This is a genomic window from Dolichospermum sp. LEGE 00246 (assembly GCF_015207865.1).
GTDB lineage: Bacteria > Cyanobacteriota > Cyanobacteriia > Cyanobacteriales > Nostocaceae > Dolichospermum > Dolichospermum heterosporum.
The window spans coordinates 1-2,006 of sequence record NZ_JADEWA010000667.1 but is presented as its reverse complement, the minus strand read 5'-3'; the positions used below and the strand labels follow the sequence as shown (position 1 = coordinate 2,006).

At 38.0% G+C, this 2,006-nt stretch carries 4 protein-coding genes; 3 read left to right on the top strand and 1 reads right to left on the bottom strand.

Annotation, left to right across the window (positions count from 1 at the left end):
• The 3 genes from IQ228_RS25340 to IQ228_RS25330 all read left to right on the top strand — a co-directional run.
• On the top strand, positions 1-463 hold a 463-nt coding region (locus IQ228_RS25340; protein WP_228044081.1), incomplete at its 5' end, for a XisI protein.
• A gap of 31 nt (positions 464-494) precedes the next feature.
• Positions 495-803 (top strand): type II toxin-antitoxin system HicB family antitoxin, encoded by a 309-nt coding sequence (locus tag IQ228_RS25335; protein ID WP_228044080.1) that lies wholly within the window; start codon positions 495-497, stop codon positions 801-803.
• A gap of 166 nt (positions 804-969) precedes the next feature.
• On the top strand, positions 970-1,233 hold the full coding sequence (locus IQ228_RS25330; RefSeq protein ID WP_193964900.1) for a UPF0175 family protein: 264 nt from the start codon (positions 970-972) through the stop codon (positions 1,231-1,233).
• A gap of 94 nt (positions 1,234-1,327) precedes the next feature.
• On the opposite strand, the gene rdgB is transcribed toward IQ228_RS25330, so the two are convergent.
• Positions 1,328-1,906 carry an RdgB/HAM1 family non-canonical purine NTP pyrophosphatase gene (rdgB, locus tag IQ228_RS25325; RefSeq protein WP_193964898.1) on the bottom strand — a complete coding sequence of 193 codons (579 nt, stop codon included), beginning with the start codon at positions 1,904-1,906 and terminating at the stop codon, positions 1,328-1,330.
• Between the last annotated feature and the right edge of the window lie 100 nt (positions 1,907-2,006).

Sequence of the window (2,006 nt, the reverse complement as noted above, 5' to 3'; positions counted from 1 at the left end):
CTTAGAGGATGTTTTAAAAGTATTAGATGAAACCGATAATCTCCAAAAACCTAACCCCCCTGCCCCCTTCCCTACGAGGGAAGGGGGTTTTCAAAGCCTCTCCCCGCTTCGGGGAGAGGTTTGGAGAGGGGTCTGTTTATACATTAAAAACTTTTCAAACACCCTCTTAACAGAAACCGCCGAATATCGTGCTTCTATATCTGATGGTTATAACTCTCAAGTTTTATTTGATGATGAACATGGACGTTATTTAGTATTAGATATTGGTTGGAGTGGTGATCAATATCTACATACCACACCAATTCATGTAGATTTAATTGATCATAAAATTTGGATTCAATATGATGATACAGAAGAAGATATCACTAATGATTTCATAGCAGCAGGTGTTCCTGCACAGGATATTGTACTTGGTTTTCGTCATCCTAAAATCAGACAATATACAAACTTTGCTGTTAGTTAATAGTTCATTTTTTATCAGCAACTTCATAAAATTGATAAAACCATCCCTAGAATACTATTTAAACCTTCAATATACCGTCACTCTTTACCCTGACGCAGAAGAAGGTGGATATGTAGCAGAAATCAAAGATTTACCTGGATGTTTCACTCAAGGAGAAACCCTAGAAGAGACAATGACAAATATCAATGAAGCGCGGGAATTGTGGATAGAAACAGCTTATGAAGCGGGGGATAATATTCCTTTACCCAGTGAAAAAGATATCATAAATGATCCACTAGCTGAGTTTATTGGTTTGGTAGAAAATGGGAGTTTAGCGCAAAATATAGATCAAGAATTATAAGAAACTATGAACAAGACACTTTTACAACAAAATTAAATTAATATATATCTGTCACAATCAACCATATTATTATGACTAAAGTAAACCTAGTACAAAACGGCGTAAATAAACCAACCATTCTAAATCCTCCAAAGGCCTATACTGTCTTCATTTTGACTTTTGACTTTTGACTTTTGACTTCCGCCTTGCGGTACTAGACTTACCCCCAGAAGTATTTTCAGCCCGTCGTCTTTCCCCAGATGATTTTGTCCGTGATATGCGCCTAGCAGCAGCTATATTTTGGTATCAAAAAAACGAAATCTCTCAAGAAAAAGCCGCACAAATAGCCGGCTTAAACCGCCGTGATTTTATTTTATCCCTTTCCCGTCAGCAAATAGATGTGTTTTCTGTAGACTTTGATGATTTACAAGAAGAGTTAAATCGTGTCTGAAAAATCACTGAATGAAGCTATCAAGCCGGCAATTAATACCTCACCTTTAATTTATCTAACAATTGTTGAGACAGGGGGTTAAATTCTCAATTTATCAATTCACAACTTTTATTAACTGGGGAACTAAAGCTTTCAAAGCATTACCACGATGACTAATTGATTTTTTTAAATCCGTCGTCATTTGAGCAAAAGTCAATTGTTTATCTGGTACATAAAAAACCGGATCATAACCAAAACCACCATCTCCAGAAGGTGCAAACAAAATTTCTCCATGACAAATACCCTCAGATTGAATTACTATTTCTCCTTGAGGATTTGCAACTGCGATCGCACACACAAATTGAGCTTGGCGATTTTCCTGATCACCTAATTCTCTCAATAACCTCTCAATCCGTTCTGTATCCGTGTTCCCATAACGAGCAGAATACACCCCAGGCGCACCATTGAGGGTATCTACCTTTAAACCAGAGTCATCAGCGATCGCCCAATTACCTGTAGCTTTAGCAACTTCTGAGGCTTTCAGATAAGCATTTTCTGCAAAGGTTTCTCCCGTTTCTTCCACATCCAAATCTTCCGGTTTTAAAGCTAATTCCCAACCAGAATCGGCTAAGTAAGCTTGCATTTCCTTCAATTTTCCGGGGTTTCCTGTCGCTACTACGAGTAATTTGTTCATCAGTTGTTAGTTGTTAATAAAAAGGTAATTACAGCGGTTTCCGCTCTTATGAGCTACATCTTAGCCCCCTCATCGCTTGCGGGGCTGTCTCTTATACACA